The organism is Arthrobacter sp. YC-RL1, assembly GCF_001454985.1.
Classification (GTDB): Bacteria; Actinomycetota; Actinomycetes; order Actinomycetales; family Micrococcaceae; genus Glutamicibacter; species Glutamicibacter soli.
In genome coordinates, this window is record NZ_CP013297.1 from 37,313 (window position 1) to 64,098 (window position 26,786).

A 26,786-nucleotide genomic window follows, 5' to 3' on the forward strand; every position below is an offset into this window, starting at 1 on the left:
AACAGATAAAAACTATACAGGTCATTTTCGGATGTTTCAAATCGGCGGGCCGCGTTCTAGGTCACATTCATGGTGCTGATCTAGTCTGGGCGTATGAGCGACCTGCAGAAACTTCTTGGATACCGTGAACCAATCTTCAATGCTTCCATGGCAGGAGCCGCAGGTGGTGCCATGGCCGCTGCCGTCAGCGCGGCCGGCGGGGTCGGGATGATCGGGGTCTCCCCGGCGCCCACTGCCGAGTGGATCAAGGCCCAGGCATCCCACGTGTCGGAGATCGACACTCCCTGGGGTGTCGGCTTCATGGGTTGGGCGCTGGAGGCGGACCTGTCACCGCTTGAATCGTTTCTCGAGTACGGCCCCTCGCTGGTTTCAATCAGCTTCGGCGATGTCACCCGCGCCGCGGCCTTGGCCCACGAAGCGGGCGTGCTGACAGCCATGCAGGTTGGCAACGCCGCAGACCTGGAACGTGCACTGCAGGACGACATCGACATCGTCATCGCCCGGGGCGGCGAAGGCGGCGGACACGGCCGCAATAAATCCGGGACGCTGCCGCTGCTGCAACTGGCCTGCGCCCAGACGCAGAAGCCGGTGATTGCGGCTGGCGGCATCGGAACCGCTGCGGGGATCGCCGCAGTGCTTGCCGCCGGCGCCGAAGCGGCCTGGATCGGAACCCGGTTCCTGTCCACCAAGGAAGCCAGCGGACACGAGAACCTGAAAGCAGCGGTGCGCGCTTCGGGGCTGGATGACACCGTCTACACCCGGGCCTTCGACATAGCCCAGCAGCTGCCGTGGGCCCCTGAGTTCGGCGGCCGCGCCTTGGCCAATGACTTCAGCAACCGCTACGCCGATGACCTCGTGTCCCTGGAAGCCACCGAGGAACTGCGCGAACGCATGGTCCGCGCCCGCGCCGAAGCGGACGTGGCGTTGGCCCCCGTCTATGCGGGCCAAGCCGTGGAATTCGTCCAGCGCGAGGAAACCTGCGCCGAGGTGCTGGCCGAGCTGGGAGGCTTCCGCAGGATCCTGTCGGACGCCGCCCAGCGCTTCGCCTAGATCGGCTGGTTGTCGATCAGCCGCACGCCGCCCACGGTGGCGGCGACAAGGATCAGCCCCTCCCCGGTGAAGGGGGTGTCCTGGCAGTTGAACGCCAGTTCCTGCAGGTTGGCCGGATCGACCACCACGAAGTAGTCGAGCTCCACCAGCGGCTCCATCTGGAACATGCCGATGGCGTCCTCCAGGTTCAGCGGCTCGTGGCGGGCTGCCCGGCCGGCGATCAGCGATATCGCCCGGTGCAGCACCAGGGCGGCCTGCAGCTGTTCCTCGTTGAGCAGCGCATTGCGGCTGGACAGAGCCAAGCCTTTTTCGCTGCGCACGATCGGCACCGAACGCAGCTGCACCGCGTAGTCAAGGTCGGCGACCATACGCTGGATCAGCACGACCTGCTGGGCGTCCTTCTGCCCGAAGTAGGCGCGGTATTCGCCCTGGCGCGGGTCGGCCAGGTGCAGCAGCTTGGCCACCACGGCCAGCATCCCGTCGAAATGCCCCGGGCGGGAGGCGCCCTCGTACATCTCGCCCAGTGCACCGGAATTCAGCCGGATCAGCGGCAGCCCCGCATGGTAGATTTCCTGCGCCTCGGGCGCGAACACGATGTCGACGCCGGCGCCGGCGGCCAGCTGGACGTCGGAGTCCAGGGTGCGCGGGTACTTGGAGTAGTCGGCGGCGTCGTTGAACTGCAGCTCGTTCACGAAGACCGAGATGACAACGAGCTCGTTTTCCTCGCGGGCCGCCTTGAACAGCGACGCGTGCCCGTCGTGCAGGGCGCCCATGGTCGGGACAAAGCCCAGGGACCCCGGGTTTGCTTCGGCAATGGCTGCCTTCAATTCGCTGCGGGTCTTGACGATTTTTGGGGTTTTCACCCTCTTATTCTAGAACTCGCAGCAGTTCCTCAAGCGTCGGCTGGGATATCAGGCCCCGGGCGGCCGCCCGCAGCGCGGTGGCGCGCGAGAGGCTGCGGTAGCTGTCGTTGGTTTCCGCCGGATCGGATTCCAGCGCGGACAGGTGCGCCTGCACCGTTCCGACGTCCCCGCGGGACACCGGGCCGGTCAGCGCACCGGCTCCCGAGCGCAGCGCGTTGTCCAGGCTCGCGTACATCAGCGCGCGCAGCGTATTCGACGGCTCTTCGACACCGATGCGGCGCAGCATGTCCGCGGACTGCGCGGTGATGGTGTTCAGGTGGTTGGCGGCGTGGGCCAGCGCCGCGTGGTAGCTGACGCGGTCCTGCTCGGCGATGACCACCGGCTCCCCGCGCATCTCCACCACCAGCGCCTGGGCCACCGGCAGCATGATCTCGTCGGCAGTCACCGCGAAGACGCAGTCGGTCAACCGCTGCAGGTCCATGCTCATGCCGGTGAAGGTCATGGCCGGGTGGATGGCCAGCCCAAAGGCGCCGGTATCCAGCGCCGGCTGCAGGATCCCGGTGCCGTAGCGTCCGGCGGTGTGGGCAATCAGCTGCCCGCTGGTGAAGTGCCCTGCGGCGGCAAGCCCCGCCACCAGTTCGCCGAGCACGTCGTCGGGCACGGCGAACAGCACCAGTTCGCTGCGCCGCAGGATCTCTGCCGGGTCCAGGATCTCGACCCCGGGCAGCAGCGCGTCCGCGCGGTCCTTCGAATCCTGCGAGACCGCATGGATTCCGGTGATCCGGTGGCCGCTGGCGGCCAGGGCGGCGCCGAGCACCGTGCCGACCTTGCCGGCGGAGATGATGCCGATTCCCAAGCGTGGTGCGTCCACGTCCTACCTTCCGCGACGAAAAATTACCTGCCGGCGATGCGGCGGGATTGTTCCTCAAAGAACTTACCAGCGATTTGGGCATCCACCTGCTGTATGTAGCCGGTGACAGTGCCGCCGGCGCTGTAGATGCGCAGCCCCGCCAGCTGCCGGCGGCGCTCCAGCGGGCCCTGGCGCAGCATCAGGCCCTGCACCCGGTTGTGCGCGGTGAAGGCGGTGACCCGGGCGAGCCAGCCGTAGCGGGTAATCACTGTGGTGTCGGTGGCCAGGAACCCCTGGTTTTTCCACGCCCCCGGTGACAGCGGCCTGGCCCGCTGCGGGGACAGCGTGAATCCGTGCTCCTCGCCTCCGGAGTTGATCGCGGTGAACAGCACCTTGCGCTGGTTCTCCACCCCGAAGTCCGGCAACAGGATGCCCATGACCCGGGCAACCGCGTCGAAGTCCCCGACCGGCAGCACCAGCAGGTTCTGGGCCTCCTCCTGCGAGCCGACGCCCAGCGCGTTGACCTCGACGCGGTACCAGCCCAGCAGCCGCCACAGGGCCGGGGAAGTGACTTGGATGGATTGGACGCGGCCTGCGGGGATGGACTGCTGGCGGGTGTCGGCCAGGCCGCGGCTGACGCGCAGCCCGGTGTCCGTGGCCGCGGCGCTGAAGTTCCAGGAGTTGTTCAGCTCCTTGTAGAACCAGCCGCCAAAGGCCAGCAGCGCCGGGATCAAGCCGGCCACCATGCCGCCGATGCCGCTGAGCGTCATGATGCCCAGGGCCAGCGCGCTGAGCAGGCCGATGACGGTGGGCATGCGCAGGAACAGGGAGGCGAGCAGCCTGCCGTGGGGCACCTTGGCCATCAGCACACCGGTCTCCGGCGCGGCACCGGCCGGTGCGACGTCGTGGGGAGCTTGTTCCGTTTCCGGCACGTCCGGCTGCGCCTGGCCTCCCCGGGCTGCGTGCGCCCGGTCCAGGATCAGCGCGCGCAGCTGCTGCGCGTCGGCCTTGCGCAGGAAGGACAGCCGCAGCATGGATTGGCTGCCGTCGGCCACGTCGAAGTGCAGTTCGGCCAGGCCCAGGAGCCGGGCCACCAGCGGCTGCGCCACCTCGATTCCCTGCACCCTGTCGATGCGCGCCTGCTTCTGGCTGCGGAAGATCATCCCGGAGTTCACGTACACGTGGCTCGGGGTGATCATGTAGCGGGTGAAATACCAGGACAGGGCGTAGAACACGAGCACCACCAGCAGCGCTCCCGCACCGATGACCACGGTCCAGCGCAGCCTTTCGCCGCTGAGCCGCTCGGCCAGCGTCAGGTCATTGGTGTTCTGCCAGTAGATGTAGGCCAGGCCCACGATGGCCACCCAGCCGCGCACAAACGGGCTGGCCGGATGGACCCGCTGCCACTGGTCGGTCATAACATCTTCGCTTCGCCCGCGGCGCTCAGCCGTTCGCGCAGGTCTTCGCCGGTGCGCTGCCCAAGGCCGGGGATCACTGCGGTGGCGGAGCCGGAGGCGGTGTTCAAGGTGAGCTTGCACAGCCCGTACTTGCGTTCCAGCGGACCACTGGTGACTTCCACGTACTGCATGCGCCCGTAGGGGATGACCAGCTGCTTGCGCCACATCACCCCGGAGCGCACCACGAGATCCTCCTCGCGCTCCAGGTAGCCCAGCGCCCGCACTCGGCGGCGCAGCAGGCGTAGCACCAGCAGGGCGACGAGCAGCACCGCCAGCGGCGGCGCGATGGCCAGCCAGTTCGGGGTCTGCACGCCGAACAGCCGCAGGATCAGCGGCACCAGCGCGATCAGCAGGTACAGGGCGGTGTTCAGCGCCCAGCCGATCAGCTTGACGGTGAAGTATTCGGGAGCGACCGGCCGGAAGTCATTCGGTGACCGTTCCATCGGCGATTCCATCGGTATTGTCCTCCGGATCTTCGGGTGGAAGTTTGCAAAGGTGCTGCACGACATACCCGATGACCACCATGAACAGGCCGGCTCCGGCCAGCACGATGGCGCGGGTCAGGCTCGGCGAGGCGCCGGCGTTCACCCACAGGTTGACCAGCGCCGGCAGATGCCAGCCGGTGATCAGCGCGCCGGCGTAGGCCGCCGCCTGGGCCAGCACCAGGGTGCGGGCCGCGGCGATCGCGTCGAAGTGGGCCTTGCCCAGGGTCGAGCGCTTGACCCGGATGCCCAGGAACAGCACCACCGCGCACACCGCGCCGAGCGAATACAGCGCCGTGTAGTCCAGCACCGGGGTTGAATGCCCCGCCGCGACGAACAGGCGCAGCGCCACCCAGCCCAGGACCGCCCCGAGCAGGGTGCACCACACCAGCGAGAGAACCTTCAGCCGGGTCATAGCCGGATGATGTCCTTGGTGTCCGCCGCCTGCTGCGCGAGCCGGGAGACCAGCTGGCCGCCGAGCACGGCGTCCGGGTCCATCCAGCTCCACGGGGCCAGCACGAAGCCACGGATGGCGGCGCGCGGATGCGGCAGCGTCAGCCTCGGGTCCTCGAGCACCAGGTGGTCGTAGGTGATCAGGTCCAGATCCAGCGTGCGCGCCTCCCAGCGCACCTCGCGGGTGCGGTGGTGCGCGGCCTCGATGCGCTGGCACAGATCCAGCAGCTCATGCGGGGAGCGCTGCGTGCGCACCTCGATGACCTGGTTGGTGTAGTCCGGCTGGTCCGGCGGGCCGCCCACGGGCTTGGTGACAGCCAGCGGGGAGACCTTCAGGATCTGGACTTCCTCGCCGAGCTCGGCCACGGCGGCGGCCAGCGTGGCCTGCGGGTCGCCCAGGTTGGCGCCCAGCGCGATGACCGCGGTGTGCAGCGTCTGGTGGCGGACCAGGCAAATGCTCACGTCGCTGAACGGCACCGGGATCGGCGCCTGCGGCTTGTGCACCACGACCTCCACGGTGGCCACGGTCGGGTAGGCGGCCAGGATCGCCTCGGCGATCTCGCTGCCGAGCTTCTCGATCAGGTCCCAGGGACCGGCCTGGATCTGGGCGACCACCAGCTCGCTGACCTCGCCGTAGTGCACGGTGTCGGCGACGTTGTCGCTGGCCGCCGCGCGGGAGATGTCCACGTGCAGCACCACGTCGACGACGAAGCTCTGCCCGTCGCGCTTTTCGAAGTCGAAAACGCCGTGGTAGCCGATCGCGGAAATCCCGGAAATGCTAATTCGGTCCATGGGCCTTCACGACTTTCAGGGCGTCGCGCGATCCCTGCACGTCATGCACGCGCACCGCCCAGGCGCCGTCGGCGGCCGCGAGCACGGTGGTGGCCAGGGTCGCCGCGTCGCGGCCCAGCGGTTCGCGCGCAGCGCCGCCCTCGGCCAGCAGCTCGCCCAGGAAGCGCTTGCGGCTGGTGCCGACCAGCACGCGGTGGCCCAGGTCCTCGAAGGCCTGCAGGCTCTTGAGCAGCGCCCAGTTGTGCGCGGCGTCCTTGGCGAAGCCAAGCCCCGGATCCAGGATGATCTGCTCGGGCTTCACGCCGCGGGCCACGAAGTCGTCGCGCAGCGCGCGCAGCTCGGCCAGCACCTCGGCTGCCACATCCTGGTAGTTGGCCTGGGTGACCATGTTCTGCGCGGTGCCGCGGCGGTGCATCAGCACGTAGGGAACACCGGTGAGCGCGATCAGCTCCGGCATGCCTGGCTCGTAGGTCAGCCCGGAGACGTCGTTGATCAGGTGCGCGCCGGCGGCGATGGCCGCTCGGGCGGTGTCCACGTGCATGGTGTCCACGGAGACCACCGCACCGGCCTTGACCAGCGCCTCGATGACCGGCAGGATGCGCTCCTGCTCGATCTCCGGGTCCACCGCGGCGGCGCCGGGGCGGGTGGATTCCCCGCCCACGTCGATGATGTCGGCGCCGGCGTAGAGCAGCTTCAGGCCCTGCGCGATGGCTGCCTCGCGCTGCAGGTAGGCGCCTCCGTCGGAGAAGGAGTCCTCGGTGACGTTCAGGATGCCCATGACCAGGGTGCGGTCGGTCGGCAGGTCGGCAAAGGTTTTCTGCTTGATCTTGCGGATCACGGTCAACGGGCTGGTGGCCGGACCGGTGCCCGGGATTGCTCCAAGAGACATAGGGGGTTACCTTCCGAGAATCAGGCTCATTGCTTCGGCGCGGGTGGCGGTTTCCCGCAGCTGGCCGCGGACCGCGCTGGTCACGGTCTTCGCGCCCGGCTTCTGCACGCCGCGCATCGACATGCACATGTGTTCGCATTCGACGACGACGATCGCGCCGGAGGGGTTCAGGTGCTCGACCAGGGCGTCCACGATCTGCGTGGTCAGCCGTTCCTGCACCTGCGGGCGGCGGGCGAAGACCTCCACCAGCCGGGCCAGCTTGGACAGGCCGGTGACCTTGCCGCCCTTGCCCGGGATGTACCCGATGTGGGCGCGGCCGTAGAACGGCACGAGGTGGTGCTCGCAGGTCGAGTAGAACGCGATGTCCTTCACCAGCACCATCTCGTCGTGCTCGATGTCGAAGGTGGTGGACAGGTGCTCTTCGGGACGCTGGTGCAGCCCGGCGAAGAATTCCGCGTAGGCCTTGGCCACCCGCTTGGGGGTGTCCTGCAGGCCGTCGCGGTCCGGGTCCTCGCCGATGGCCAACAGGATTTCGCGCACGGCTGCCGCGATGCGCGGCTGGTCGATCAGATTTTCTTCAGTCACGCTTCGATCCTAGTCGGTCGACTGCGCTGCGCGCTCCTTGGGGCTTAACACCGGGCCTTCGGGGTGCACCGGGCGCTCGTCGTTGGATAGCCACACCACACGCTTGTCGATCTTCACCAGGTCCGAGAAGATCTCCGCGATCTCCTTCTGGTTCAGCGTCTCGCGTTCCAGCAGGGCCAGGGCCAGGCGGTCGAGCACGTGGCGGTTGGTGGTCAGCGCCCAGTAGGCGTCGTTGTGCGCGCCCTCGATGAGCTGGCGCACCTCTTCGTCGACCAGGTGGGCCATCTCGTCGGAGTACTCGCGCGCCCCGGTGCCCATCTGCTGCTCGGCGGCGGAACTGGCCAGGCGCACCGCACCGACCTTCTCGCTCATGCCGTATTCGGTGACCATCTTGCGCGCGGTGGCGGTGGCCTTCTCGATGTCGTTGCTGGCTCCGGTGGACGGGTCGTGGAACACGATCTCCTCCGCGACGCGCCCGCCCATGGCGTAGGCCATCTGGTCCAGCAGCTCGTTGCGGGTCACCGAGTACTTGTCCGACTCCGGCACGACCATCGTGTAGCCCAGGGCGCGGCCGCGCGGCAGGATGGTGATCTTGGTGACCGGCGCGGTCTGGTTCATCGCCGCGGCGACCAGCGCGTGGCCGCCCTCGTGGTAGGCGGTGACCTTGCGCTCGTGCTCGTCCATCAGGCGGGTGCGCTTCTGCGGGCCGGCCATCACGCGGTCGATGGCCTCGTCCAGCGCGCGGTCGTCGATCAGGTTGGCGTTCGAGCGGGCGGTTAGCAGCGCGGCCTCGTTGAGCACGTTGGCCAAGTCGGCGCCGGTGTAGCCCGGGGTCTTCTTGGCCACCGCGTTCAAATCCACCGTGGCATCCATCGGCTTGCCCTTGACGTGCACCTTCAGGATGTCTTCGCGGCCCTTCAGATCCGGCGCCTCCACCGGGATCTGGCGGTCGAAGCGGCCCGGGCGCAGCAGCGCCGGATCCAGCACGTCCGGACGGTTGGTCGCGGCGATCAGGATGACGTTGGTGGTGGCGTCGAAGCCGTCCATTTCCACCAGCAGCTGGTTCAGCGTCTGCTCGCGCTCGTCGTTGCCGCCGCCGATGCCGGCGCCGCGGTGGCGGCCCACCGCGTCGATCTCGTCGACGAAGATGATGGCCGGGGAGTTGTTCTTGGCCTGCTCGAACAAATCGCGAACGCGCGAGGCGCCCACTCCGACGAACATCTCGACGAAGTCCGAGCCGGAGATCGAGTAGAACGGCACCTGGGCCTCGCCGGCCACTGCCTTGGCCAGCAGGGTCTTGCCGGTGCCCGGAGGGCCGTAGAGCAGCACGCCCTTGGGGATCTTGGCGCCCACGGCCTGGAACTTCGCAGGTTCCTGCAGGAACTCCTTGATTTCGTGGAGCTCCTCCACTGCCTCGTCGGCGCCGGCGACGTCCTTGAAGGTCACCTGCGGCATGTCCTTGGTGATCAGCTTCGCCTTGGACTTGCCGAACTGCATGACCTTGGAGCCGCCGCCCTGGGAGCGGGCGAGGATGAACCAGAAGATGCCGGCGATCAGCAGGAACGGCACGATCACGCCGAGCATCGACAGCAGCCAGTTGCTTTCCACCGGCTGGTCGGTGAACTTGTCCAGCTTCGCGTCGTTGATCGCGTCGACCACCTGCACGGCGCGGGCCGAGGAGTAGAAGAAGCTGACGCTGGTGCCCTTTTCGACGCCGTCGACGGTCAGGGCGTTGCGCAGCGTCAGGTCCACGCGCTGGTCTCCGTCGAAGATCTTCGCCTGGGTCACATTGCCGCTGGACAGCTCATGCAGGCCCTGCGAAGTGTCGATCTTCGCCGTGTTGTTGCCGAAAACCATCGGCAGGAACAGGACGACTGCAACGACGCCCACGAGAACCCAAATGATCCAGCTGTTAAATAGCTTCTTTGTTTTCATTGATCCGCCGGGTCCCGCGCCCTACGCATCTCCCTCACCCGCTGTCATGGCGTCCGGGGCACGCCACCTTCGATTCTTCTCAACGCCCGGCCGGCGCGAAAAGTTCCCTACTCGTAGATGTGCGGGGCAAGGGTGCCCACGCAGTCAAGGTTGCGGTACTTCTCCGCGTAGTCCAGACCGTACCCGACGACGAATTCGTTGGGAATATCCATGCCGACGTACTTCACGTCGATCTCGACCTTGGCGGCTGCGGGCTTGCGCAGCAGCGCGCAGATCTCGACGCTGGCCGGGCCGCGCGACTCCAGGTTCGCCTTGAGCCAGGACAGGGTCAGGCCCGAATCGATGATGTCCTCGACGATGAGCACGTGCTTGCCCATGAGGTCCGAGTCCAAGTCCTTCAGGATGCGTACCACGCCGGAGGACTGGGTGCCGGAACCGTAGGAGGACACGGCCATCCAGTCCATGCTCACGTGGGAATCAAGTGCGCGCACCAGGTCGGCCATGATCATGACCGCGCCCTTCAGCACGCCGACGACGAGGATGTCGCGACCCTGGTAGTCCTTGTCGATCTGCGCTGCCAGTTCTTCGACGCGGGCCTGGATTTCTTCCTTGGTGTACAGAACGTGTGTCAGATCGGCCTTGACGGCATTGGAATCCACGAGGGTTCTCCTGATTCTAGAGGTGTGGTACCTACCTAGAGTGCCACATTTCACCGGTGGTTGCTTAGCGCGAGTCGGTGAAAACAATCACCGGGCTCCGGCGGTAGGCGCTGATTTTCCCCTCCAACTGCACTGGCCCGGCTGATTTGGACTTTTCGGTGCCGACCCCGGCCAAAGCGCACAGGGCCGCTGTTCGCTCCCGGCCGAGGTTCCTGGCGCCTGCATCGGCGGCCGCCAGGCGCAGCACCCGGGAGGCCACGGCCGGGGGCAGGGCCGCCAGCGACTTCAGGTTGGTCCCGTGCTCGGCCCAGGCCCGGCCGGCCCACTGGTCCAGCGCGTCGGCGTCCGCCGCGGCAAGCTGCGCGGTGCGCGCCAGCGCCTGCGGGATGTGTTCGCCCAGCTGTCCGCGCAGGTAGGGAAGGATCTCGCTGCGCACCAGGTTGCGGCGGTAGGAGGTGTCCGTATTGCTGGGATCCTCCCAGTACTCCAGCCCGGCGCCGGCGCAGATCTGCTCGGTGTCCTGCCTGCTCAGGTCGAGCAGCGGGCGCGCGTAGGCCCCGCGCACCGCCGGCATGCCGGCCAGCGACCGCGTGCCGGAGCCGCGCAGCAGCCCCAGCAGCACCTGTTCGGCCTGGTCGTCCCGGGTATGCCCGAGCAGGATGCGCTGCGCTCCGGTGGATTGAAGCGCCCGGTCGAAGGCTTCGTAGCGGGCGGTGCGGGCCGAGGCCTCGTCGGGGCGGGTGTCCACCCGCAGCACCAGCACCGGCTCCAGCCCGAGTTCGCGGCACTGCCCTGCCGCCCGGACCGCGACCTGGGCGCTGCCGGCCTGCAGCCCGTGGTCCACGATGACCGCCCCGAAGTCCCCGGGCAGCTGGCTGGCGGCGACCGCCAGGGCCAGCGAATCCGCCCCGCCGGAAACCGCGGCCAAGCTCAGTCCGGTGGGCGCCGCCGCGGCGACCGCGTGGCGCGCCCGGTCAATGGCGCGGCTCATCGGGTGCGGGCCAGCCAGCGTTCGGGGTGGTCCAGCTCCTTGGCGCTGGGAAACAGCTCGCGTTCGCTGAAGATCGTGTTGAAGCCTTCGTAGCCCATCTCGTCGACCAGGTGGCGCACGAACTTCGCCCCGCGCTTGTACTGCAGCGCCTTGGCCTCCATGCCCAGCAGCTTGCCAACCAGGGTGGCCAGCGCCGAACGGTTCTCCCCGCGCGCCTCGAAGCGGCGGCGGATGGTCTTGATGGTGCCGATGGACTTCACGTCGTTCATCACCACCATGGCGTGACCCTCCAGCACCGACATGATGCTGGTCAGCTCGCTGACCTCCGACTTCATGGCCTTGAGCTTGGAACCGAGGTCGTTGATCGAATGCGTGGTGCCGCGCAGCGGCTCGAACACCTCGGCCAGGGTCTGCTTCATGACCCCGGGAATCCACGGCGCATGCTCGAACTGCAGTCGGTGGGTCTGCTCATGGGTGGCGATCCACAGGTAGAAGTCCTTGGCGTTCAGGTTCAGTTCGCCGCGCAGCTGGGTGATGGTCGGGGCGTTGAGCAGCAGCCGGGGGCCGACGAACGGGTCGAACTGGCCCAGTACACGGGTGCCGAGCACCGCGAGCACCGCGCCGAGCTCGGCGCCGGCGACCAGCGGCACCGCGCCCGGGGCGTCGATACCCTCCGGGAGCATCGCCGCGAAGTTCTGGCTGACCGCCTTGGCCCAGCCGGCGCGGTCCACCACGAGGGTCTGGGATGGCGCGGTAGAGCTCAGCAGGGAGATCTTCTCCGCTTCGACCAGGCCCTGGCCGCCGGCGATGCGCAGCTCCTCGATAATCCGCGCCGCCTGCCGTCCGTCGATGGCCGGGCCGGCCGGCATCAGGGTCTTGGCGGTTCCGACAGCGACGTCCCAGTCAATGAATTGCTTCATGCGTGCTCCTGACTATGTCCGGCAGCCGCAGCCGCGGATGGCGGTGACTGCCTGGTCGATGATTGGCTTGTGCGGTGCGAGCGTTCCGTCCGGCTGGTTGGCGAAGATGGAGAAGGCCAGCAGCCTGCCGTCCTTAGTCGGCGTCATGCCGGTCAGCGTGGCCACCCCGGTCAGCGAACCGGTTTTAGCGCGGACCATTCCCAGGGTCGCGTCGCCGCCCAGCCGCTGCCTCAGCGTGCCGTTGTATCCGGCCACCGGCAGCGAGTAGACCAGCTCGCGCAGTCCAGCCTTGCCGCTGGTGGCCGCCGAGCGCAGCACCGTGGTCAACGCCGCGGGCGAAATCTGGTTGGCAGCGGCCAGCCCGCTGGCGTCGGACAGCGCCAGGCCCTGGGCGCCGTGCTCCCCTGCGGCCTTGGCTACCGCGGGCCCTGCCTGTTCCGGAGGGAGCCCCTCGGCCAGGGCCACCAGCCGGCCCAGGGTCTCGGCGATGTAGTTGTCCGAGACCAGCAGCATGTGCTTGACGACGTCGCGCAGCGGGGCCGAGCGCACCTCGGCGACCTGCTCGCCGCCCTCGTAGGCACCGCGCCCGCCCTGCGCCACCGTGACCGAGGAACCCAGCGCGGCGGCGAATACCTGGCGCGCCTGTTGCGCCGAATCCTGCTGATACGGGGAGGCGAGGTTCTCGCTCGAACGGCCCGCATAGTGCGCCAGCGGGTAGACCGGCGCGATGTTGTTCGAGGTGAACAGGGACTTGTCCCAGTCCGGGTTGGACTGCGCGGTGCCGAACAGCGAGTCGTCCAGCCACAGCTTCACGGAGTCCACACCGCGCTTTTCCAGCTCGGCGGCCGTCTTTTCGGCCAGCGTTGCGAGTCCCGCGTAGCCCTTGGTGGAGGACGGATCCGAGGCGCCGTCGCCCAGCAGCACATCTCCCCCGCCGCGCAGCACCAGGGTGTCCCCGTCCAGCCAAACACTGGTGGCCAGCTGGGTGTCGGCGCCCAGCACATCCACGGCCGCCAGGGCGGTGACCACCTTCAGGCTGGAGGCAGGGGTGCCGTTGGCGGTCGAGTTCTTGTCATAAAGCACTGTGCCGGTCGCGACATCCACCACCTGGGCGGTGAACTTCGTTCCATCACCTTGGTCCGCCAGGATCGCGTCCAGCTGGGCGGTGAACACGGCGGTGTCCGGCATGACCGCATCCGGGTTCAGGTCCTGCACGGTGACTGGGGCGTTTTCCGCAATCTGCGCGCTGGCTGGGGTGTAGAAGGCTTCAGGTTCACCGGTGAAAAAACGCGGTGCGAACAGCATGGCCAGCACCATGCCCACCACCGCAACCACGGCCGCGCCCAGTGTGATCACGCGACGGGCGGCGGTGTTCATGCGGTGACATTCCTTTCGCGGGTTTATCAAGGCAGCGCCCGGGGGCGATACGCTTAAGGGCGGATAACCCTAAGACTAGTTTAGGAGTGTGCTTTTCATGAGCCACGACGTGACCATCGAGATCCCTACCGGATCGCGCGTCAAGTACGAGATCGACCACGAGACCCACCGTCTGCGTTTGGACCGCGTGCTGTTCACCTCGATGCAGTACCCAACCCACTACGGCTACTTCGACGACACCCTGGGCGAAGACGGCGATCCGCTGGACGCCATGGTGTACATCCCGGGCGTCGACCTGATCCCGGGTGTTGTGGTTGAGGCCCGCCCGATCGGCGTGTTCAACATGACCGACGACGGCGGCGGAGATGCCAAGCTGCTGTGCGTTCCTTCGGACAAGCGCTTTGACCACATCAAGGAGCTCGAGGACATCGACGAGTGGCTGATCAAGGAGATCGAGCACTTCTTCACCCGCTACAAGGACCTGGAGCCAGGCAAGTGGGTTAAGGCTGAGGGCTGGGAGGGCCGCGAGGCCGCCGAAGCCGAGCTGGCTCGCTCCATCGAGCGCTTCAAGGCCTAAGTGCTACGAATGGCGGCAACCACTTGGTTGCCGCCATTCTTTTTCCCGATTTCTCATGCTCCCGTACTCTTAAGTTGGGCGAATCAACTTGTACATGGCCACGCCCCAACAAGACACCGAAAACTGTCATCGCCGCATGAGTCCTTGCAAGGATTTTCATAGGCGACGACACCCGGGATCAAACCCCTCGACTTCCATTGCTTCAGGCCCCTCCTCAGCAGTGTTCGAATCTGTCAAGCATGATGCGATGCCACTGAAGTTCTTACATGGGTCATTAGCAACCTAAATGCATGGCCAAACGATGGATTTCCGGAACGCCCGCTTCTATGGAACCCGATGGCATCAGGTCATGAATTGTCGCGCTAGTGACGGGCTCGGTTTCATCTTTCCGCCTTATGCGATCGTTGAAACTTTGACGTATTCCGCCACATGCCACACTGCCGGCCAGACGTCCTAGTTAGTCAAAAGTATGATTGCGCAATGCTCAACTTGAACCGTACTGTGAAAGTGATGCTAACAGATAGTATCTAATCTTCTTGTATGTATATCCCCTTGCCGAGAGGATCTTTCATAATGACTAAATTTTCATCCTGGCTTGGCTTGTCCGGCGAATCATCTCAAGATACTTTGCCGCTCTGGCACGGAGTAAGCGAGCGGACGAAATGGGGCTCGTTCCTCATCTGCTTCATCGTCTCCGTTGCAGTCTTCGCGTTATTCACTTGGTTACTCTCGCCCCTTTCCGGGTTTGCTGCCTACATTCCAGCGTTGTGCGGCTTCGGATCGCTGCTCGTGAGCACTTTGATCGCCGAGCGCATCCATGTGCGAAGTAGCCCGCCGAATAATGGCAGCAACAGGTAGACCGCCACCTCATCGAGTTTGGGCTCAAGTCAGAAAATGCACAACTGATCTTGCGGTTACACGTTATTCAAATATTACGCCTCTGTTTCTAGCATTTTAATCAATCATACTTTTATATGATTGGTTTCGAGTAGTTTTAGTATTATTCGCAAATAGATTAAGTTAATCGGTTCTAGCCGTTGCGTTGAATCAAACTCTCGTCACGCCAACCTACATCACTCTGCGCAGCCACTTCTTGAATCAAAGGAAACAGTCGAAGTGTTCAAAAAGAGTGTAACGATGCTCAGTTCAACCGCACTTGCTGCAACACTATTAGTCACTGCGCCGACTGCAAGTTTCGGCGTCGAGAAGACTGCTGAGTCGACAGACGTCACTTCCGCGCCGGTGCACGCAATTGAGGCTCCCAATACCTTCTTGTCGTGTGAAACTGTTGGAACGTCGGCGCCAGCATCAATCTCCCTGGGTAGTAACTTAGGGCCCGGAATCAGTGAATCCATTGATCCCTCTACGCTCAAAATTATCAACCATTCACGCGAAACAGCAGGTAAACAAAAGCTCCCCACCAGCGTCGCCGCCATGCGTTATATGGATAGCGGAGAAATCTTGACCCTCGACAAGAGAGGTCGAGTCATCGAAAAGCTTGCATCCGGTGCAGATGCTCCGGTCGTGGGCATCTCTGGCATAGGCGTTGCCCAACCTGCTGCTCTTCTTCACCCCGAGGTAAAAAGAATCATTGGCGCGTGCCTTGGATTCGGAGGTGCAGGAGGAATGGGTTTCGAAGCTCTTGTTCGATACCTCACCACTCCGGCAAACACCATCAAATTCGTTATCCGACGCATCGGCATCGCCGGGGCGATCAGTTGCGTCGGTGGCGTGATATGGCTGTATATCTGAGAACTGAGAACAGCCTGTTCAGGTGATTTCGTCACCCCGTGCCAACCGTTGAAATCCGCGGGCGGCTTTGCACAGAGACCGTCGTGCATTCGACTCGCAGGTCAGCAAATACAGGTAGCGCACTGGCGAATGACACCAAATAGGTTGACGAATAGCGAGCATCTTTTGCAAGGCTTTTAGCGCCATTCTGGGCGACGACTCGTGGCATTTTACCAGGCGAGATTCTTCTACACAGCTACCGGGTGGTCACTGGGGGGAACACCGCCTGCGCGACCCTCCTAGTTTTGAATCATCACGGGGTACCTCGTCAAAACTCTCGACGAATACGTATGACGTTGGCGTTCCATCATCCACGGTCGATCCCGATGTATGAAACCGTACTAAATTCCAGGCATTATTCCTGGCAAAGTCGTAGGTTCAACGTTGACTGACTCCACGTCCCGCAAGGTCCGCTCCACGGCGCGGGTTCGGGTTCCGGCGGCCTGCACGGTGTTCTGCGCGGCCGAAAGCTGCTTGCCCAGCTTGTCCCAGACATCCCCGTACTTGCGGAATTCGTCTTTCGCGGCGGCCAGTACTTGCCAGACCTCGCTGCTGCGCTTTTCGATGGCCAATGTCCGGAAGCCCATCTGCAGCGAGTTGAGCAGGCTCATCAGCGTGGTCGGACCGGTGACCAGCACGCGGTGCTCGGTCTGCAGCTTGCTGGCCAGTCCCGGACGGCGCACCACCTCGGCGAACAGGCCTTCAGTGGGAAGGTACATGATGGCGAAGTCGGTGCTGTGCGGCGGGGCGATGTACTTGCCGGAAATCAGCTTGGCCTGCTCGATGATGGCCTTGTCCAGCGCCCGGCTGGCCTGCTCGACGGCCGCCTTGTCGCCCGATTCCTGGGCGTCGAGCAGCCGCTCGTAGTCCTCCTGCGGCAACTTGGAGTCGATGGGCAGGTAGATGGTGCCATCCTCGCGCCCGGGCAGGATGACCGCGAATTCGACGGCCTCTCGGCTTCCGGGCACGATCGCGACGTTCTGCTCGTACTGGTCCCGGGTGAGGATGTCCTCCAGCTGGCGCTCGAGCTGGACCTCGCCCCAGGTGCCGCGGCTTTTGACGTTGGTCAGCACGCGCTTGAGCCCGCCGACGTCCTGCGCGAGGGACTGCATTTCGCCCAGCCCCTGCTGCACCATTTCCAGCCGCTTGCTCACCAGCTCGAAGCTCTCCCCGAGCCGCTTCTCCAGCGTGCCCTGCAGCTTCTCGTCCACGGTCTCGCGCATCTGCTCCAGCTTGGCTTCGTTGCCGGCGCGCAGCTTGTCCATCTGCTCCTGCATCAGCGTCTGCAATTGCAGGTGGCGCCGCGCGTTGCCGTCGGCCATCGCGCCGAGCTTCGCGTCGATCTCCGTGCGCACCTGCCCGAGGGTCTGGCGCAGTTCGCTGCGCTGGGCGCTCAGATCCTGCCGCAGCTCGCCGTGGGTGGACCGCACGGCCTCCCGAATCACCTGGTCATCCACGCCGCCGGTACGCCGGATCAGCAGCAGCGCAATGCATACCGTCGCAAGAATATTTAGTATGACTAGGATGAAAACGGCAATCATCATGAAAACGGACCTTCCCTGAACCGGCTGGAGAGCAACTCAATCTCTACCAGCCGCCACCGACAGTTCGGCATAATGGGTGCCATGCACATTCTGGTGACCGGATTCGAGCCCTTCGGAAACGATGATTTCAACGCCAGCGGCGCGGTGGTGTCGGCGCTTCCGACCAGCATTGCCGGGCGCCGGCTGACCACCGCGATCCTGCCTGTTTCCTTCGACCGCTCGGGCAAGGCGCTCTCCGCGCTGCTTGCCGAGCACCGACCCGATGCGCTGCTCTGCGTGGGCGAAGCCGGCGGACGTGCCGCAGTGACGCCCGAGGCCAGGGCCGCCAACGAAGACGATGCGCGGATCCCGGACAACGACGGGGCCCGGCCCCGCGCTGCAGCGATCATCTCGGACGGCCCATTGTCGCTGCCATCGAGCCTCGATGCCCAGCGCATCACCGCGTTGTTGGCCGCAGCCGGGTTCGCCGCGCAGGTTTCCCGGAATGCCGGACGTTTCGTCTGCAACCACGTCGCCTATCTGGCCTACGCGCAACCGGTCCCGGCGCTGTTCATCCACGTCCCCGCGCTGCGTCCGGGCGGAACGGAAGCGGGCGTGGGGCGGGAAACCGATCTGCGGGCGGCCTCCACCGCCGCGCCGGCCTCCGCATGGGATATGGAACAGCTGCTCGCAGCGGTTGAACTCGTGGCGGCAAGCCTGTAGCTACACGGCCACTTGCTCCCAGGCCGCGGCGATGGCGGGCAGCGCTGCTTCCAGCTGGGCGCGGTCCTGAGCGAAGGGCAGGCGCTGGTAATGCTCCAGCCCGTGGCCTTCGACCGCGAAGGTGGATCCGGGCGCCAGCAGCACCGCCTTGAGCCGTCGGGCCAGCGCAGTGGAGCGCGGCTGCGGCAGGTGGCACCACAGGCTCAGCCCGCCGGCCGGGCGGTTCGGCTCCCAGTCCGGCAGGAGGCGGCCCAGTTCCCCGATCATCCAGTCCCGGTTTTCGCGCAGCGCGGTGCGGGTGGCTTCGGACAACGTCTGCCCCGAGAAGATCAGGTTGGCCAGCACCAGCTGCTCGAGCACCGGGGCGCCCAAATCCATGCTCATCCGGGCGCGGGCCAACGCAGCGGCCAGGTGGCGCGGGGCACGCAACCAGCCCAGGCGCAGCCCTCCCCAGTGCGATTTGCTGGCGCTGCCCACGGTGACCAGGTTCGGGGAGAACGCCGCCATCGGCAGCACCTGCGGGCGGTCATCCAGCCACAGCTCGGCACAGGTCTCATCGATGATGCCCACGGCGCCTGCCCGGTCCAGCTCGGCGGCCCATCGCTGACGCCCCGCGTTATCCAGCAGCGTGCCCACCGGGTTGTGGAAATCAGGCAGGCACAGCATGGCCGCGGGCCGCACCTCGCCCAGCGCGGCGGCGATCTGCTCCAGGTCCGAGCCCTGCGGCCCGATGGGCACCGCGGCGGTCCGGGCCCCGTGGGCCTTCAACGCCAGCAGCGAGTTCGGGTAGGTCGGGGTTTCGGCCAGCACGCCCTGGCCGCGCCCGAGCACCGCGCGTCCGGCGGCGGCCACGGCGGACAGCGCCCCGGAGGTCACGATGATCTGCTCCGGTCCGGTCGGCAGCCCGCGCCGGGTGTAGTACTCCGCCAGCGCCGCGCGCAGCGGCTCGATGCCCAGCGGGTAGTAGCCCATGCCCGCTGCGTAGCGCGGAAGCTCGTGCAGCGCTGCCTCGAACTGCTCCAGCATGCCGGCCGGCGCGTTGGGTGCCGCGCAGGTCAGGTCCACGGCCTGGCTTCCGAGCAACGGGCCGAAGCCGCCCAGCGGCAGCGGTTCGGCGCCTCCGGCCACCGGCCCGCCGGGAAGCTGGGCCACGGTGCCCGAGCCGCGGCGGGATCTGGCGTACCCGCAGTCGCGCAGCTCGGCATAGGCGCGGGAGACCGTGGTGCGGCTCAGCCCCAGGGCAGCCACGGCGTCGCGTTCGCTGGGCAGCGCGGTCCCGTGCAGGATCCTGCCGTTGGCGATGAGCGAGCGCAGCGCGAGGAAGAGCCAGCGGTACGCGGACATCGAGGAGTCCGGGTCCCCCAGCATGCGGGCCAGCGCCGAGGCTGTGATGCGTCCCATGGATCCACCAGTTCAAAATTGGCTATTTTTTCCATGGCCAATTTACCGGAAGCTTGTCTACATGACCATCACGAACCTGACTCCCCGCCAGCAGCTGAGCGCCGGACGCCTCCCGCTGCGCCTGGCCAACCTCTTTGCCGGGCTCACGCTCTACGCACTGGCCATGGCGATGCTGATCCGCGCCCAGCTGGGTGTCGATCCGTGGGACGTGCTGCATCTGGGCCTGGCGAACCACGTGCCGCTGTCGCTGGGTGCCATCGTGATCCTGGTCGGGGCGCTGGTGCTGCTGGCATGGATTCCACTCAAGCAGTGGCCCGGCCTTGGCACCATCGCCAATACGCTGTATCTGGGCCTGGCGTTGGACTTCTTCCTGCGCTTCCTTCCCGCAATCGACGGCCTGGGCTGGCAGGTGCTGGCGGTTGCCGCCGCGATCCTGGTCAACGGGCTGGGCGGCGCACTGTACATCGGCAGCCACCTCGGGCCCGGGCCACGCGACGGGCTGATGACCGGACTGCACCTGCGCACCGGGCAGTCTATCCGGCTGATCCGCACCGTGCTTGAACTGTCGGTGCTGGGACTGGGCTGGGTTCTGGGCGGCCCGGTGGGAGTGGGAACCGTGGCCTATGCGCTGCTCATCGGCCCGGCCACCCAGCTGTTCTTCCGCTTCACCATCGTGCGGCTGCCGCAGCGGGCCTGACCTCCGCCATATATCTCGGATACGCGACAAACCCGGCCTCACAAGCAATACTTAAGCCATGTTTGTCGTTGCGCTCAGCCCCCGGCCCCGCTCGGTCACCGATGTCGCCGCCGCCAGCGAGGCGCTCTGGCACCAACTGGCCCAGGTATCCACGCACGCCGCGTTCACGGCCGTCAGCGGCCAACTGCTGCTGGGGGTGCCCGCGGATGCCGATGCCGCCGTCGACGCAGTCCTGCGCGCGGCCCGGCTGAACTTCTGCCATATCGGGCTGGGCGTCGGCGCGCTGTACGAACCGGTGCCCGCCGAAGCGGACCAGGTCGACGGAAGGGCCCTACGCCGGGCCCAGGGCGCTCTCGATGCGGCAGAACACCGCGGGGAACGCGTGCCGATCTGCGTCTCCACAGGCAACGCCGAGCTGGACGCCGAGCTCGAAGGGCTACTGCGCCTGCTCGGGCAGTCGATTCGCACCCGCAGCGAGTCTGAATGGGCTGTGGTCGACCTGCTGACCCCCGGGGTGCGCGGTCAACAGAAGGCGGTGGCCCAGACGCTGGGCATCACCCCGCAGGCGGTGTCCGCGGCAATTCTCCGCTCTGGCTACAACGACGAGCTCGGAGCCCGCTCCGGCATTGCCCGCCTTCTGGAATTAGCGGACAACCTTTAGCTTTTCCTGAGGAAAAGCCTGACCTATATTCGAATACAAGTTCGATTAAACGCCGTACAATTAACACATGTACGAAGCAATGCAGCAACGCCACCGCCCGCCCGTACCACCGGTCCACACCGAATGCACCGCGGTGCTCACCGCCCTGGCCACCCAGCTCGCCCGCACCCTCGAATGCGGCAGCACCGCCGACTGCGCCGCCGCCATCGAAGAACTCACCGCCCTGACCGCCGGCTACGACTACCTCAAAGCGATGCTCGCCCACCAGCTGGAAAAAGAAGTCTTCCGCACCAACGAGAACAACGGCACCCACGCCAACGACCTCACCCGCGGAGCAGCCAGCACCGTCGCCCTGGCCCGCAAACGCGACCCCCGCGGCCACCGCTCCTACCTGGCCAACGCCCGCATCCTCGCCGAAGACACCCCCTTCCTCGCCCAACGCTTCGCCCTCGGGGAACTCACCGAACCCCAGGCCATGGCCATCCTCACCCCCTTGCAGGACGTCAACGCCGCCCGCCGCACCGCCTTCGACACCCACTTCCGCGCCACCCCGGACCTGTTCGACGGCATGGGACCCAAGCAGATCAGCGAAACCGTCACCCAATACACCCTGCAGTTCGAAAGCCACACCAAGTCCTACCGCATCAAGGAAGCGGGCACCGACCGCTACCTGCGCTTCACCAAGGACCGCGACTGCATCCGCGTCAACGGCAAACTCCCCCTCGCCGCCGGCGCCGCCCTGCAACAGCACCTGCGCCAAGAATCCCGCCGGCTGCGCCAGCACGGCGACCCGCGCACCCGCACCCAACTGCAGGCGGACCTGTTCACCGCCTACCCCCTCGCCGGGCACCCCGACAAACTCCCCCTGGCCCTCAACATCAAACTGGTCATGACCGACAAGACCCTGTTCCTCGGCGACCGCACCCCCGCCTACCTCGAAGGCTACGGCTACATCCCCGCCCAGCACGCCCGAGAACTCATCGCCGGCGCGGAAATCCGCAACGAGGACTACTTCCACCACTACCCCGACGCGCACGACGACCTGGCCCTGCGCATCGAGTCCTTCCCCGACATCCAGCGGCTCTACACCGCCCCTGGCGACAGCGAGCTGATCGCCATGGACTCCACCGCCCGCGCCTTCCCGCCCGGACTCAAGGAATTCATCAAGATCCGCGACAAGCACTGCCGCACCCCCTACTGCGACGGACTGGTCGAAGAAGTCGACCACGTCATCCAGCACCACCTCGGCGGCCCGACCAACGTGCTGAACGCCGACGGACGCTGCGCGTTATGCAACAAGGCCAAGGAATCGCCGAACTGGGTCGAAGTGCCCGTCGGGGAGTTCTCCCACTCGATCCGGATCAACCCCGGCACCGGGGCGTACTACCGGTCGGTCGCCCCGCCGGTGACCGGGTACCGGCACCGGCAGTTCCCGGACCTGCTCACCCAGTCCAAATGGGTACGCGGGAAACCCTGGACCCGGGAGGAACTCGAAGACCCCCTCGAAGACCCCGACCCGTAGGCTATCGCTGCAGAAGCTCTTCGAGGACCACTGCCAAACCGTCGTCATCTACGCCGTCGGTAATCGCGTCCGCGACATCCTTGACCTCGTCCGGGGCCTGGCCCATGGCAACGCCGAGCCCTGCCCACTGGAGCATCTCGATGTCGTTGCGCCCGTCGCCCACGGCCAGAGTGTCGGCCGTGTCGAATTTCAGGATCGCGCGCAGGCGTTCCAGGCCGCTGGCCTTGGTGGTTCCCTCGGCGGCGATATCCAGCCAAGCGGTCCAGCCCACCGAGTAGGTGACGCCGGAGAGGCCAAGCCCCTGCACCGCCTGGCCGAAGTCCTCGGCGGTGGCGTCCGTGGAAAACACCACCACGCGCACTGCCTTGCTGTTGACCAGCTCCTCGAAGTCCACGACCTGGGATTCGGCGCCGAAGCTTGCGTCCGTGAAAACATCGCTGGACAGGAATTCTCCGCGTTCGTTCTCCAGCGCGTATTTGGCGTTGGGCAGCGAACGCCATAAGGCGGCCAACGCCAGCGACGGATCAAAAATTTCTCGATGGAAGACGTCGACGTCCTCGCCGGTGATTTTCGCCAGGACGCCGCCGTTGCTGGCGACGACATATCCGTGGTCGATGCCCAGTTCGCGGACGATCGGAAGGGCCGCGCCCAGCGAGCGTCCGGTGGAAATGACGACCTCGTGGCCGCGCCCGACGACGTCGCGGGCGGAACGGCGTACCCGCTCACTCATCTGTCCCCGGTGGTTGACGATGGTTCCGTCCACATCGAGGCAAATCATCAATTTTCGTGTATTCAACCGGTCATCGTTGCCGGTTCTAGTTAAAACTGTCATGTCCCCAGTGAACCATCACCTGCGAAATATTGCGATGATCCGTGGCACAGGCACAGGTGAACTTCGGGTGAAGCGCAGTGTTCCTTAAACAAGTAAACCGGCCCGAAGGCCGGTTTGCTTGTGGTTTTACTTGAGGACTTCGAGTCCGCCGAGGTACGGCTGCAACGCCTTGGGCACATTCACGGTGCCGTCCTCGTTCTGGTGGGTTTCCAGGATGGCGACGATCCAGCGGGTGGTGGCCAGCGTGCCGTTCAAGGTGGCGACCGCACGGGTCTTGCCCGGCTTGCCGTCGACGATCTCGCGTTCGCGGATGTTCAGGCGGCGCGCCTGGAAGGTGGTGCAGTTGGAGGTCGAGGTCAGCTCGCGGAAGGTCTCCTGCGTCGGCACCCAGGCCTCGCAGTCGAACTTGCGGGCCGCGCTCATGCCCAGGTCGCCGGCGGCGGTGTCGATCACGCGGTAGGCCAGCTCCATGCGGCCGAGCATGTCCTCCTCCATGGCCAGCAGCTTCTCGTGCTCAGCCTCGGCGTTCTCCACGCTGGTGTAGATGAACATCTCCAGCTTGTTGAACTGGTGCACGCGGATGATGCCGCGGGTGTCCTTGCCAGCCGAACCTGCCTCGCGACGGTAGCAGGAGGACCAGCCGGCGTATCGCAGCGGGCCCTCGGACAGGTCCATGATCTCGTTCGCGTGGTACCCCGCCAGAGCCACTTCGGAGGTGCCGACCAGGTACAGGTCGTCGCGCTCGAGCTTGTAGATCTCGTCGTCGTGCTCGACGTCGAAGCCGGTGCCCTGCATGGTTTCCGGGCGGACCAGGGTCGGTGTGATCATCGGAGTAAAGCCGTGGTCCATGGCCACGTCAAGGGCCATGTTCATCATGGCGATTTCAAGGCGTGCGCCGATGCCCTTGAGGAAGTAGAAGCGGGAGCCGGAGACTTTGGCGCCGCGCTCCATGTCGATGGCGTCGAGCTTCTCGGCGATCTGCAAGTGGTCCAGCGGCTCGAAGCCCTCTGCCTTGAAATCGCGCGGGGTGCCCACGTGCTTGATGACGGTGAAGTCGTCCTCGCCGCCGGCGGGGATGCCGTCGATGATCAGGTTCGGGATGGAACGCTGCAGCGCCACGGAAGCGGCCGCCGCGGCGTCGGCCTCGGCCTGCGCTGACTTCACGGAGGCGGCCAGTTCCTTGACCTCGGCCAGCAGCGCGGCGCGCTCCTCGCCCTTGGCTTGGCCGACCTTCTTGGAGAACGCATTCTGCTCTGAGCGCAGGCGTTCGAAGGTGGCGATGGTCTCGCGACGGGCTGCATCAGCTTCAATGAGCTGATCGATCAGCGACTCGTCGGCACCGCGGGCACGTTGCGAAGCGCGGTACAAATCCGGATTTTCGGTGAGCATTTTCAGGTCGATCACACATTAAGCGTAGCAACCATGAGTACGATGAGAGCACTATGCAGACAAATAGGGCGATCATTCTCTCTGCCGCGGCCGCGGCAGCTGCCGCCGCGGCAACCAGCTGGTACTCGGTGCGCAAACTTTCGCAGTCAAGCAAGCCGCTGAGCAGGCCTGCCGAGGAGGTGGCCCAGACAGAGCCGTCCAAGGTTGCGTTGATCGTCAATCCCTCCAAGTCAGGAGGGGATGACGCGGAAGAGGCGGTGGCCCGGGTCTGTGCTGAAGCGGGCATGGAGGCGCCGCTGGTTTTCCATACGACCCCGGAGAACGCCGGGCAGGATGCGGCCCGCAAGGCGCTGGACGCCGGATGCGACACGATTGTCGCCGCGGGCGGCGACGGCACCATCCGCGCCGCGGCCGAGGTGCTCGAAGGCACCGAATCGACGCTGGGCATCATCCCGCTGGGCACCGGAAACCTGCTGGCGCGCAACGTGGAGGTCCCGCTGGAGGACCTGCACACCGCCGCGCTGGTGGCAGTGCGCGGCACGGTGCGGCGCATCGACGTGGGGCACATGAAGCTGAACCTGCTGGACGGCACCACCGCGGACCATGCGTTCCTCGTGATCGCCGGCGTGGGCACCGACGCCGACCTGTTCGACGACACCGACGAGGAGATGAAGTCCAAGGTCGGCTGGCTGGCCTACTCGCAGGCTGGCCTGCGCCAGCTGCCGGGCCGCCGCAAGCGCGTGCACTTCAAGCTCTCGGGCGATTCCAACTGGCAGACCCGCAAGGTCCGCTCGGTGCTGTTCGCCAACGTGGGCAAGCTGCAGGGGCTGGACTTCGTGCCTGACGCGAAGCTGGATGACGGCGTGCTGGATGCCGTGGTGCTCTCCCCGCGCTCGGCCGCGGGCTGGACCTGGATCCTGCTGAAGACCGCGTTCCGCGCGAAAAACAAGATCCCGGTGATGAGCTTCTACCAGACCAGCGGGATCTCCCTGCGCTGCGCCGAACCCATGAACACGCAGATCGACGGGGATCCCACCGGCCAGGTCAACGAACTCGAAGTCTCGGTGAACGCCGGTTCGCTGCGCCTGCGCACCCCCTAGAGGCGTGCGCGCACGGCGTCGACCCACGCGCGCGCTTCGATGAACGCGTCGTCGGAGTTGTGGGTGTCGACGAACGGGGCGGCGCCCTGGGCGGCCGGGTAGGACCCCAGGAAGCTCAGCTCCGGGCACAGCCGGTGCAGGCCCGACAGCGCCGCGGCGACCCGCTCCTGCGCCACGTGGCCTTCCACGTCGACCGAGAAGAAGTACTTGCCCAGGCCCTCGCCGGTGGGGCGCGACTCGATGCGCGAGAGGTTGACCCCGCGCGCGGTGAACTGCTCCAGGATGCCCATCAGCGCGCCCGGGCGGTCCTCCGCCAGCGGCAGGATTAGCGTGGACTTGTCCACGCCGGTGGGCTGCGGGATGCGTCCCGGGCGGGTGACCACGATGAACCGGGTGACCGCGCCGAGGTTGTCCTCCACGCCGCGCACCAGCACCTGGAGGCCGCGCTCCTCGGCGACCAGCGGGCTGCAGATGGCGGCGTCGTGGTGCTGCTCGGGATCCTGCAGGCCCAGCGCGCCGGCCGCTGTGGAGGACGCCGGGGCAAAGACCGCCGCCGGGATGTTCGCCTCGGCCCACAGCCGGCACTGCGCCCAGGCGTGCCCGTGCGTCGATACCTGCCTGATCTGGCCCAGCTCGGTGATGCCCTCGCGCACCGCGAGCACGAACGTGATCGGCACCAGGATTTCGGCCACGATCTGCAGCGAGTCGCCGGTGGCGATGGAATCCAGCGTGGCCGACACCCCGCCTTCCACCGAATTCTCGATGGGCACGACGGCGGCGTCGACGTCGCCCTCGCGCACCATGGACAGGGCGGCGTTCACGTTGGCTGCGGGGATGCGTTCCGAGTCGCGCGCGCCGTCAAGCTGCAGCAGCGCGGATTCGGTGAAAGTTCCTGAGGGGCCCAGATAGGCGTATTTCATCGAACGGTCGGCTCCTGACCGTTTTCGGATTCCATTGGCAGCTTGGCCTCGATCCAGGCGTCGGATCCGCCGGCGATGTTGAAGGCGGTGTAGCCCATGCCGGTCAGCCAGGCGGCGGCCTGCGCCGAGCGCCCGCCGGTGCGGCAGATGACGTAGGTGTCCACGTCCGGGTCCAGCTCGGAAACGCGCTCCGGCAGGGTGCCCAGCGCGACGTGGGTGGCGCCCGCGGCGTGGCCGGCTTCCCACTCGAAGTCCTCGCGCACGTCCAGGATGAAGGCGTCCTTGGGTACGTTGGTGACCGTGACGGTCTCGAAGTCGCTCATGGCTGGAATTCCTCTCAGATTGGG

The 26,786-nt window shown here is 66.1% G+C and carries 28 protein-coding genes; 9 read left to right on the plus strand and 19 right to left on the minus strand.

The window, feature by feature from the left end:
• The first annotated feature begins 93 nt into the window (after positions 1-93).
• On the plus strand, positions 94-1,050 hold the full coding sequence (locus tag ATC04_RS00195) for a nitronate monooxygenase (protein ID WP_047119043.1): 957 nt from the start codon (positions 94-96) through the stop codon (positions 1,048-1,050).
• Here ATC04_RS00195 and panC read toward each other — a convergent pair.
• From panC to dacB, 13 genes are all read right to left on the minus strand, one after another.
• Complete coding sequence (panC, locus tag ATC04_RS00200; protein ID WP_047119042.1) at positions 1,047-1,913, minus strand: pantoate--beta-alanine ligase; 867 nt, start codon at positions 1,911-1,913, stop codon at positions 1,047-1,049. The genes ATC04_RS00195 and panC overlap by 4 nt on opposite strands.
• 4 nt (positions 1,914-1,917) lie before the next feature.
• The gene (locus tag ATC04_RS00205; RefSeq protein WP_047119041.1) at positions 1,918-2,784 is read right to left on the minus strand and encodes a DUF2520 domain-containing protein; all 867 of its coding nucleotides are present in this window, start codon (positions 2,782-2,784) and stop codon (positions 1,918-1,920) included.
• A 23-nt stretch (positions 2,785-2,807) separates the two neighbouring features.
• Entirely contained in the window at positions 2,808-4,181 is a 1,374-nt protein-coding gene (locus tag ATC04_RS00210) for a PH domain-containing protein (protein ID WP_047119040.1), read from the minus strand.
• Positions 4,178-4,663, minus strand: coding sequence for a PH domain-containing protein (locus ATC04_RS00215; protein ID WP_231735865.1), 486 nt, complete (start codon positions 4,661-4,663; stop codon positions 4,178-4,180). The genes ATC04_RS00210 and ATC04_RS00215 overlap by 4 nt, the downstream gene beginning before the upstream one ends.
• On the minus strand, positions 4,644-5,117 hold the full coding sequence (locus tag ATC04_RS00220) for a DUF3180 domain-containing protein (protein WP_047119038.1): 474 nt from the start codon (positions 5,115-5,117) through the stop codon (positions 4,644-4,646). The genes ATC04_RS00215 and ATC04_RS00220 overlap by 20 nt, the downstream gene beginning before the upstream one ends.
• Entirely contained in the window at positions 5,114-5,947 is an 834-nt protein-coding gene (folK, locus tag ATC04_RS00225; RefSeq protein WP_047119037.1) for a 2-amino-4-hydroxy-6-hydroxymethyldihydropteridine diphosphokinase, read from the minus strand. The genes ATC04_RS00220 and folK overlap by 4 nt, the downstream gene beginning before the upstream one ends.
• Positions 5,934-6,836 (minus strand): dihydropteroate synthase, encoded by a 903-nt coding sequence (gene folP / locus ATC04_RS00230; protein ID WP_047119036.1) that lies wholly within the window; start codon positions 6,834-6,836, stop codon positions 5,934-5,936. The genes folK and folP overlap by 14 nt, the downstream gene beginning before the upstream one ends.
• A gap of 6 nt (positions 6,837-6,842) precedes the next feature.
• Positions 6,843-7,421, minus strand: coding sequence for a GTP cyclohydrolase I FolE (gene folE, locus ATC04_RS00235; RefSeq protein WP_047119035.1), 579 nt, complete (start codon positions 7,419-7,421; stop codon positions 6,843-6,845).
• A gap of 9 nt (positions 7,422-7,430) precedes the next feature.
• Positions 7,431-9,356, minus strand: coding sequence for an ATP-dependent zinc metalloprotease FtsH (ftsH, locus tag ATC04_RS00240; RefSeq protein ID WP_047119034.1), 1,926 nt, complete (start codon positions 9,354-9,356; stop codon positions 7,431-7,433).
• Positions 9,357-9,463: 107 nt separating this feature from the next.
• The gene (gene hpt / locus ATC04_RS00245; RefSeq protein WP_047119033.1) at positions 9,464-10,015 is read right to left on the minus strand and encodes a hypoxanthine phosphoribosyltransferase; all 552 of its coding nucleotides are present in this window, start codon (positions 10,013-10,015) and stop codon (positions 9,464-9,466) included.
• Between the two features lie 64 nt (positions 10,016-10,079).
• Positions 10,080-11,006, minus strand: coding sequence for a tRNA lysidine(34) synthetase TilS (gene tilS, locus ATC04_RS00250; RefSeq protein ID WP_047119032.1), 927 nt, complete (start codon positions 11,004-11,006; stop codon positions 10,080-10,082).
• Positions 11,003-11,926 carry a zinc-dependent metalloprotease gene (locus ATC04_RS00255; protein WP_047119031.1) on the minus strand — a complete coding sequence of 308 codons (924 nt, stop codon included), beginning with the start codon at positions 11,924-11,926 and terminating at the stop codon, positions 11,003-11,005. The genes tilS and ATC04_RS00255 overlap by 4 nt, the downstream gene beginning before the upstream one ends.
• 12 nt (positions 11,927-11,938) lie before the next feature.
• Entirely contained in the window at positions 11,939-13,303 is a 1,365-nt protein-coding gene (dacB, locus tag ATC04_RS00260; RefSeq protein ID WP_052772355.1) for a D-alanyl-D-alanine carboxypeptidase/D-alanyl-D-alanine-endopeptidase, read from the minus strand.
• 97 nt (positions 13,304-13,400) lie between these two features.
• Here dacB and ATC04_RS00265 point away from each other — a divergent pair, with 97 nt between their 5' ends.
• The 3 genes from ATC04_RS00265 (at position 13,401) to ATC04_RS19120 (ending at position 15,632) form a co-directional block, all read left to right on the plus strand.
• Positions 13,401-13,880: an inorganic diphosphatase gene (locus ATC04_RS00265; RefSeq protein ID WP_047119029.1), complete on the plus strand. Its 480-nt coding sequence runs from the start codon at positions 13,401-13,403 to the stop codon at positions 13,878-13,880.
• A gap of 573 nt (positions 13,881-14,453) precedes the next feature.
• Positions 14,454-14,738, plus strand: coding sequence for a hypothetical protein (locus tag ATC04_RS19115; RefSeq protein ID WP_146956204.1), 285 nt, complete (start codon positions 14,454-14,456; stop codon positions 14,736-14,738).
• A 258-nt stretch (positions 14,739-14,996) separates the two neighbouring features.
• Entirely contained in the window at positions 14,997-15,632 is a 636-nt protein-coding gene (locus ATC04_RS19120; RefSeq protein WP_152666839.1) for a hypothetical protein, read from the plus strand.
• Positions 15,633-16,012: 380 nt separating this feature from the next.
• Here the strand turns inward: ATC04_RS19120 and rmuC are convergent, their stop codons facing one another.
• Complete coding sequence (rmuC, locus tag ATC04_RS00275) at positions 16,013-17,215, minus strand: DNA recombination protein RmuC (RefSeq protein WP_047119027.1); 1,203 nt, start codon at positions 17,213-17,215, stop codon at positions 16,013-16,015.
• An 81-nt stretch (positions 17,216-17,296) separates the two neighbouring features.
• Here rmuC and ATC04_RS00280 point away from each other — a divergent pair, with 81 nt between their 5' ends.
• Complete coding sequence (locus ATC04_RS00280; protein WP_047120719.1) at positions 17,297-17,917, plus strand: hypothetical protein; 621 nt, start codon at positions 17,297-17,299, stop codon at positions 17,915-17,917.
• On the opposite strand, the gene ATC04_RS00285 is transcribed toward ATC04_RS00280, so the two are convergent.
• The gene (locus ATC04_RS00285) at positions 17,918-19,318 is read right to left on the minus strand and encodes a PLP-dependent aminotransferase family protein (RefSeq protein WP_047119026.1); all 1,401 of its coding nucleotides are present in this window, start codon (positions 19,316-19,318) and stop codon (positions 17,918-17,920) included.
• A 61-nt stretch (positions 19,319-19,379) separates the two neighbouring features.
• On the opposite strand from ATC04_RS00285, the gene ATC04_RS00290 reads away from it, so the two are divergent.
• The 3 genes from ATC04_RS00290 to ATC04_RS00300 all read left to right on the plus strand — a co-directional run bounded on the left by ATC04_RS00290 (position 19,380) and on the right by ATC04_RS00300 (position 22,198).
• Positions 19,380-20,015 (plus strand): membrane protein, encoded by a 636-nt coding sequence (locus ATC04_RS00290; RefSeq protein WP_047119025.1) that lies wholly within the window; start codon positions 19,380-19,382, stop codon positions 20,013-20,015.
• Between the two features lie 58 nt (positions 20,016-20,073).
• A complete protein-coding gene (locus tag ATC04_RS00295; RefSeq protein WP_047119024.1) occupies positions 20,074-20,676 on the plus strand; it encodes a hypothetical protein in 603 nt (200 codons plus the stop codon).
• 67 nt (positions 20,677-20,743) lie between these two features.
• Positions 20,744-22,198, plus strand: a complete 1,455-nt coding sequence (locus ATC04_RS00300; RefSeq protein WP_060616982.1) for an HNH endonuclease signature motif containing protein — start codon at positions 20,744-20,746, stop codon at positions 22,196-22,198.
• Between the two features lies 1 nt (position 22,199).
• Here the strand turns inward: ATC04_RS00300 and ATC04_RS00305 are convergent, their stop codons facing one another.
• Together ATC04_RS00305 and serS are read right to left on the minus strand one after the other, a co-directional pair.
• A complete protein-coding gene (locus ATC04_RS00305) occupies positions 22,200-23,030 on the minus strand; it encodes an HAD family hydrolase (protein WP_047120626.1) in 831 nt (276 codons plus the stop codon).
• 126 nt (positions 23,031-23,156) lie between these two features.
• Positions 23,157-24,434 carry a serine--tRNA ligase gene (gene serS / locus ATC04_RS00310; protein WP_047120625.1) on the minus strand — a complete coding sequence of 426 codons (1,278 nt, stop codon included), beginning with the start codon at positions 24,432-24,434 and terminating at the stop codon, positions 23,157-23,159.
• Positions 24,435-24,472: 38 nt separating this feature from the next.
• On the opposite strand from serS, the gene ATC04_RS00315 reads away from it, so the two are divergent.
• Positions 24,473-25,519 carry a diacylglycerol kinase family protein gene (locus ATC04_RS00315; protein ID WP_047120624.1) on the plus strand — a complete coding sequence of 349 codons (1,047 nt, stop codon included), beginning with the start codon at positions 24,473-24,475 and terminating at the stop codon, positions 25,517-25,519.
• On the opposite strand, the gene pheA is transcribed toward ATC04_RS00315, so the two are convergent.
• Both pheA and ATC04_RS00325 read right to left on the minus strand, forming a co-directional pair.
• Entirely contained in the window at positions 25,516-26,439 is a 924-nt protein-coding gene (pheA, locus tag ATC04_RS00320) for a prephenate dehydratase (protein WP_047120623.1), read from the minus strand. The two genes, ATC04_RS00315 and pheA, sit on opposite strands and share 4 nt — an antisense overlap.
• Positions 26,436-26,762: a rhodanese-like domain-containing protein gene (locus tag ATC04_RS00325; RefSeq protein WP_047120622.1), complete on the minus strand. Its 327-nt coding sequence runs from the start codon at positions 26,760-26,762 to the stop codon at positions 26,436-26,438. Before ATC04_RS00325 ends, pheA begins: the two co-directional genes overlap by 4 nt.
• Positions 26,763-26,786 lie beyond the last annotated feature (24 nt).

What these genes read in the sequence shown, in the direction of transcription:
- ATC04_RS00210 (WP_047119040.1), bottom strand. Translation starts at nt 4,181, where the DNA reads ATGACCGACCAGTGGCAGCGGGTCCATCCGGCCAGCCCGTTTGTGCGC.
- ATC04_RS00325 (WP_047120622.1), bottom strand. Translation starts at nt 26,762, where the DNA reads ATGAGCGACTTCGAGACCGTCACGGTCACCAACGTACCCAAGGACGCC.
- ATC04_RS00215 (WP_231735865.1), bottom strand. Translation starts at nt 4,663, where the DNA reads ATGGAACGGTCACCGAATGACTTCCGGCCGGTCGCTCCCGAATACTTC.
- ATC04_RS00195 (WP_047119043.1), top strand. Translation starts at nt 94, where the DNA reads ATGAGCGACCTGCAGAAACTTCTTGGATACCGTGAACCAATCTTCAAT.
- ATC04_RS00255 (WP_047119031.1), bottom strand. Translation starts at nt 11,926, where the DNA reads ATGAAGCAATTCATTGACTGGGACGTCGCTGTCGGAACCGCCAAGACC.
- ATC04_RS00220 (WP_047119038.1), bottom strand. Translation starts at nt 5,117, where the DNA reads ATGACCCGGCTGAAGGTTCTCTCGCTGGTGTGGTGCACCCTGCTCGGG.
- rmuC (WP_047119027.1), bottom strand. Translation starts at nt 17,215, where the DNA reads ATGATGATTGCCGTTTTCATCCTAGTCATACTAAATATTCTTGCGACG.
- pheA (WP_047120623.1), bottom strand. Translation starts at nt 26,439, where the DNA reads ATGAAATACGCCTATCTGGGCCCCTCAGGAACTTTCACCGAATCCGCG.
- folK (WP_047119037.1), bottom strand. Translation starts at nt 5,947, where the DNA reads ATGGACCGAATTAGCATTTCCGGGATTTCCGCGATCGGCTACCACGGC.
- ATC04_RS00265 (WP_047119029.1), top strand. Translation starts at nt 13,401, where the DNA reads ATGAGCCACGACGTGACCATCGAGATCCCTACCGGATCGCGCGTCAAG.
- ATC04_RS00305 (WP_047120626.1), bottom strand. Translation starts at nt 23,030, where the DNA reads ATGACAGTTTTAACTAGAACCGGCAACGATGACCGGTTGAATACACGA.
- ATC04_RS00315 (WP_047120624.1), top strand. Translation starts at nt 24,473, where the DNA reads ATGCAGACAAATAGGGCGATCATTCTCTCTGCCGCGGCCGCGGCAGCT.
- ATC04_RS00280 (WP_047120719.1), top strand. Translation starts at nt 17,297, where the DNA reads ATGCACATTCTGGTGACCGGATTCGAGCCCTTCGGAAACGATGATTTC.
- ftsH (WP_047119034.1), bottom strand. Translation starts at nt 9,356, where the DNA reads ATGAAAACAAAGAAGCTATTTAACAGCTGGATCATTTGGGTTCTCGTG.
- folP (WP_047119036.1), bottom strand. Translation starts at nt 6,836, where the DNA reads ATGTCTCTTGGAGCAATCCCGGGCACCGGTCCGGCCACCAGCCCGTTG.
- ATC04_RS00300 (WP_060616982.1), top strand. Translation starts at nt 20,744, where the DNA reads ATGTACGAAGCAATGCAGCAACGCCACCGCCCGCCCGTACCACCGGTC.
- ATC04_RS19115 (WP_146956204.1), top strand. Translation starts at nt 14,454, where the DNA reads ATGACTAAATTTTCATCCTGGCTTGGCTTGTCCGGCGAATCATCTCAA.
- dacB (WP_052772355.1), bottom strand. Translation starts at nt 13,303, where the DNA reads ATGAACACCGCCGCCCGTCGCGTGATCACACTGGGCGCGGCCGTGGTT.
- ATC04_RS00295 (WP_047119024.1), top strand. Translation starts at nt 20,074, where the DNA reads ATGTTTGTCGTTGCGCTCAGCCCCCGGCCCCGCTCGGTCACCGATGTC.
- tilS (WP_047119032.1), bottom strand. Translation starts at nt 11,006, where the DNA reads ATGAGCCGCGCCATTGACCGGGCGCGCCACGCGGTCGCCGCGGCGGCG.
- ATC04_RS00285 (WP_047119026.1), bottom strand. Translation starts at nt 19,318, where the DNA reads ATGGGACGCATCACAGCCTCGGCGCTGGCCCGCATGCTGGGGGACCCG.
- ATC04_RS00290 (WP_047119025.1), top strand. Translation starts at nt 19,380, where the DNA reads ATGACCATCACGAACCTGACTCCCCGCCAGCAGCTGAGCGCCGGACGC.